The 5,076-nt window shown below is 62.4% G+C and carries 4 protein-coding genes; 3 read left to right on the forward strand and 1 reads right to left on the reverse strand.

Annotated features, from left to right (window positions below; all coding sequences use genetic code 11):
* The first annotated feature begins 96 nt into the window (after positions 1-96).
* Positions 97-1,035: an FAD-binding oxidoreductase gene (locus tag AC629_RS41695; protein ID WP_084810460.1), complete on the forward strand. Its 939-nt coding sequence runs from the start codon at positions 97-99 to the stop codon at positions 1,033-1,035.
* Positions 1,036-1,352: 317 nt separating this feature from the next.
* Here AC629_RS41695 and AC629_RS41700 read toward each other — a convergent pair whose 3' ends face one another.
* Positions 1,353-2,552, reverse strand: a complete 1,200-nt coding sequence (locus AC629_RS41700) for a citrate synthase family protein (RefSeq protein WP_084810461.1) — start codon at positions 2,550-2,552, stop codon at positions 1,353-1,355.
* A 225-nt stretch (positions 2,553-2,777) separates the two neighbouring features.
* Here AC629_RS41700 and AC629_RS41705 point away from each other — a divergent pair, with 225 nt between their 5' ends.
* Positions 2,778-4,100: a CitMHS family transporter gene (locus tag AC629_RS41705; protein ID WP_168195722.1), complete on the forward strand. Its 1,323-nt coding sequence runs from the start codon at positions 2,778-2,780 to the stop codon at positions 4,098-4,100.
* A gap of 47 nt (positions 4,101-4,147) precedes the next feature.
* A partial coding sequence (locus AC629_RS41710) for a PrpF domain-containing protein (RefSeq protein WP_084810463.1) occupies positions 4,148-5,076 on the forward strand: 929 nt, incomplete at its 3' end.

A 5,076-nucleotide genomic window follows, 5' to 3' on the forward strand; every position in this document is an offset into this window, starting at 1 on the left:
CGATTCAGGTGCTCAACAATGAATCACAAGCGATTCATCCGATTCAAGATTCTTCGATCGAAGCCTCCCGCAATTGAATCAGGCGCTTGTGGGTAATTGAAAGCCGGCGAAGGGCTGTCGCTCGTCCTGAAACATGTCGACGCTGCGATCAGACCGTTTGCTGACACTCCGCAACATGCCGTGTTGATTGATCTCGCATCATCCCGTCCGGATGCGGATCTGGATGGCCTCATGGAGCGGGTGCTGTCCTCAGGGCTAGAAGAGGGGGATGTCGAAGACGCCGTGGTGGCCCAGAGCGTTCGAAAGCGGACGGAGCTGTGGAAGCTGCGGGAAGAGCAGCCGGAAGCACAGAAGCGTGCGGGTGAAAGCGTTCGGAATGACGTCTCCGTGCCGGTGGCCAAGGTGCCTGAGCTGATGCGCCGCGCCTCTGCCGCGTTCCGTGAGCTCGTTCCGGGATCGCGGCCTGCTCCATTCGGTCATATGGGCGATGGAAACATTCATATGAATCTCGTTCAGCCGGAGGATATGTCCGCGGCCGAGTTTCTGTCCCACTTGGCAGCGATCATGGACTGTGTCCATGGAATCGTCGCCGATCTCGGTGGCTCCTTCGCCGCTGAGCACGGCATCGGCCGGCTGAAGGTCGGCACGCTGGAGAAAAGCCGGTCCGCCGCCGAACTCGGCGCCATGCGGGCGATCAAGGACGCGCTCGATCCCCGCGCAATCATGAACCCCGGGAAAGGGCGGAGGCCAATTGCGCGGCGGCCTTGTTTACTGAGACATCAGAAGGCTGCGGTACGCGCTGAACTGGAATATCCACCTACCCATTGCGTTGCGCTCGACGACGAAGCGGTGCCACTGGCGATAGTCGAGGGCAGCCGAAAGCTGCTCGCGGAGACTGCTGCCGCCCGACTCTTCGGCCTTGAGCCGCTCTTCCTCGATGCGTCGTTGCAGCCCCTTGGTGAACGTTCCGATGGTCGCCATGATCGTCTCTCTCAAACGCCAGCCAACCCTGCTGTCCACCCCGACGGAAATTGAAAGGTCAGCCAGTACTTGGATGAGTCACGATGGATTCCATCAAAAGATTGGAGGCGAAACGCTCTTTGGCGGTAGCTCAATGGTGCGTTTTGGCCTAGTAAGGTCAAAAGTGCTTTATCTTTTAATGGGATTGATTGACACTCTCTCTGGCGCACTGCTTCTCCATCGTATCCGGCTGTTCGAAGCGACAGTAAGTCAATGAACACTGCGACTATGGTTGTTGCAGCTAGTTCCGTGATGTTCGAAAGCGGACTTGCGAAGGGCGCTGCGGATTGCAGTGAGTGCAAAAACGACCTCGTGGTTCGAGCCATTTCGCCTCACTTCTTGTGCGGCGTCGACGTATCCGGAAGGGGACCGACATAGACGGCACGCGGTCGGATTGGGCTTCCGTTTGCCCGCTGTTCGAGGGCATGAGCGATCCAGCCAACCGATCGCCCCAACGCGAACAGCCCGAATGCACTTCCGCGCGGCAGACCGAGGAAGCGGCAGACCGCGACGAGAGCGAAGTGAATCGTCGGCTTCTCGCCGGTAGATCGTGCGACAGTTTCGACCAGAGACGCGGCCGGAGACGCGGCCGGCGGCAAACGCGAGAGCAGCGCCGCGGCGCGAGGATCACCATTCGGATAGAGCAGCTGACCGAAGCCGGGCAGTGTCTCTCCTGCCATCAGCCGTCGCCGCACGGCGATGTCCGGACCATCGGTCTCCACCATGTCCCACAGTGCTTCGACGCGGGAGGCGGTTCCTCCATGCAGCGGGCCTGACAACGCGGCGAGGCCGCCGATCACACAGGCTCTCAAGCTTGCGCCGGTGGACGCCGTGCAGCGCACGGCGAAGCCGGACGTGTTAAGTTCGTGGTCTGCGCATAACACCAACACAGCGCGAACCAGATCCGCGCCGGACGCATCAAGGTCCCAGTTGCGCGCGCACTGCTGATGCACCGGCTCAACGGTCGGCGCGACAGCGGTAACGCAGCTCGCGAGGCAGCGCACGAGCTGACCGCAGCCTGCGGCCAGAAGCGCGGGATCGGAAATCCACGCAGCCGTGTCCTCCTCACCCGTCAGCGACGCGAACCGAGCCATCAGCGTCTCCCGCGACAAACCGGTGGCCGGCGCGCTGGCCGCGCTGTCGGCCTGCATCGAGGTTCGTGGGGCTTCGGGTCCGAAGGCCGTCGCGCGCCTGGCCGGCCAGAGGATCGCCGCGGCGTCCTCTAGATCAGCGGTGCGCGCCAGATCGATGACATCAACGCCGCGATACCAGATGCGGCCGTCGCGGATCAGGGTGATGCCGGACTCGAGCACAGGGAGTCCCCAATCGAGGGTGGCTTTTGCAACCTCCTGGGGCCGACGGCCCCGGTGCCGCTCGGCCGCGAGCCGGTCCACGGCGGCCTCGGCATACTGACGTTCGCGGGGGTTTTCGGCGACGTACGCCTTCAGCAAGCCACGACTCACATAGGCGTACAGCGTTTTCCGCGACACGCCGAGCCGGACCGCCGCCTCCTGGGCTGTGAGAAATGCCATGGGGTTACGATCTCCAACGACATAGGTTGATTCATTTTATCAATCTTGACGATAAGAACTCATCCGGTTGTTTTATCAATATGTCATCCAATGAAAACAACAAAGCGCCCGCTCTCGATGGCGCATCGGACCCGCGGCGCGCAGGACACGCTGCATCCCATCCGATGCATACGCGTCTCGGCTAGGCGGAACGACTTCACGCACCCAGGGAAGAGGAACTCCTGCATGATCATGATGCTGGGGCTAGCCGCGATGCTGCTCGTCGTTTACGGCCTCGTCAGGGGACTGGCGGCACCAATCGCGGTGCTCCTGCTCATTCCCATCGGTGCCGCGCTGCTTGCAGGATTCTCGCTGCATCAAATCGGTGAATTCGCCGAACAAGGGATGAAGTCGGTCTTTCCGATCGCAACGCTGTTCCTGTTTGCTGTCCTGTTCTTTTCAGTGGTCCGGGATGCCGGGATGTTCGACCCGCTAGTCAAACTCGTCCTCAGGCTGTCCGGCGACAACATTCCGCGGGTCACGGTCGCGACCTCGGTCGTGGCGATCGCGGTGATGCTGGAAGGGATCGGCCCAGCCACATTTCTGATCACGATCTCGACCTTCCTGCCGATCTATGACCGTCTGGGCCTCAGCCGATACGATTTGCTGTTCATCACCGGCTTGTCGGCTGGCGTCGTCAACTTCGCTCCCTGGGGCGGCCCGATGGGACGCGCATCGCTGGCGCTGCATCTGTCTCCTGTCTCGGTGTGGATGGGGTTGATCCCTTTGATGGTGATCGGCGTCGTGACTGCGCTCGGGGTGGCCGCCTGGGTCGGACAGCGGGCGAAGATGCAACTCGCAGCAAGCGAGCGATGCGGGGCGCCGACTGCGCCCGCGATTGCAGGATCTCCAATCACGCAAGCAGCCGTCGCTCTCGACGCAAGGCGCCACCACCCCTCGATCTACTGGATCAATGTCGGCCTGACCATCGCCGCGGTGGCCTGCATGTTCCTGACCAAACTGCCGCCGACCCTCATCTTCCTGACCGCGCTGTGCCTCGCCTTGATCGTCAACTTCAAAGCGCCGGCGCAACAGGCCGCGCAGATCAAGGCACATGCGGGGGATGCGGTCGCCGTCAGCGCGCTGATGCTGTCGGCTGGCTGCTTCATTGGCATCATGACGGGCAGCGGTATGTTCCCCGCAGTGTCGGCGATGCTGATCGAGCTCGTTCCCGAAGCCCTCGGCCGATACATTCACGTGATCATCGGCGCATTCTCGATCTTCCTCGGCATTCTGTTCAGCCCGGACGCCTTCTATCTCGGGCTGATGCCGATGGTGAACGGCGTGGCTGGTGCGCACGGCATTCCTCCGGAATCCGTCACCCACGCGATGATGCTCGGTGAATGTGTGGGCTTCTCGGCCACGCCGGCGGTTCCGTCGGCGTTTCTCGCCGCCGGGCTCGCTGGCTGCGATCTCGGCAAGTTCATGCGGCTCGCGGTGTTGCGCCTGTGGCTGGTGAGCCTTGTGATGCTCGCCGCAGGCGTGCTGTTCGGCATCATCTCGGTCTGAACCATGCACGCGGCGCGCGACACACTCAACAATCCCAGGAGGTCACCATGCAATTGAAACCAATCCCCGCAGTGTTCATGCGAGGCGGCACGAGCAAGGGACTCATGTTCCACGCGCGGGACCTGCCGACGGACCGCGAACAACGCGACCGCATCTTCACTGCTGCAATGGGGTCGCCTGATCCGAACGGGCGGCAACTGAATGGCATGGGCGGCGGCTTGTCGTCGCTGTCGAAAGTCTGCGTCCTCGCGCCTTCCACGCGGGACGACGCTGATATCGATTATACCTTCGCCCAGGTTTTGATCAGCGAGGATCGGGTCGACTATGCCGGCAACTGCGGGAACATGAGCTCTGCCGTTGGTCCCTTCGCGGTCGACGAAGGTCTTGTTGTCGCGAGCGGCTCGGAGGCGACCGTTCGCATCCACAACACCAACACCAGCAAGATCATCCACGCCACCTTTCCTCTGGAACTCGGCAAAAGCCGCTATGGCGGCGACCTTGCGATCCCAGGCGTTTCAGGGACCGGCGCACCGATCCGGCTCGACTTCTTGCAGCCAGGCGGGGCCACGACCGGCCGGCTATTGCCGACAGGAAACGTGATCGAACGTCTCGACGTACCCGGCATCGGACCAATCGACGCCTCGCTCGTGGATGCCGCCAACGCCGCGGTGTTCGTGCGCGCCGCGGACATAGGTCTAAAGGGGGACGAGCGACCCGACGTGCTCGAAACCAATACCCGCGTCATGGAGCAGCTCGACGCAATTCGGATTCAGGCGTCGGTGGCAATGGGCATCGCGAGCGACGTGGATGCGGCGCGTCGGATCAGCACCGTGCCTTACGTCGGCTTCGTCAGCGCGGCGTCCGATTTCATCACCTTTGCGGGCGAAGTGGTCCGGGCGCAGGACATCGACCTGCAGGTTCGCATGATTTCGAACGGCCAGCCGCACCGCGCGCTGCCGCTGACCGCGGCCCTCTG

The organism is Bradyrhizobium sp. NAS80.1, assembly GCF_001908205.1.
Classification (GTDB): Bacteria; Pseudomonadota; Alphaproteobacteria; order Rhizobiales; family Xanthobacteraceae; genus Bradyrhizobium.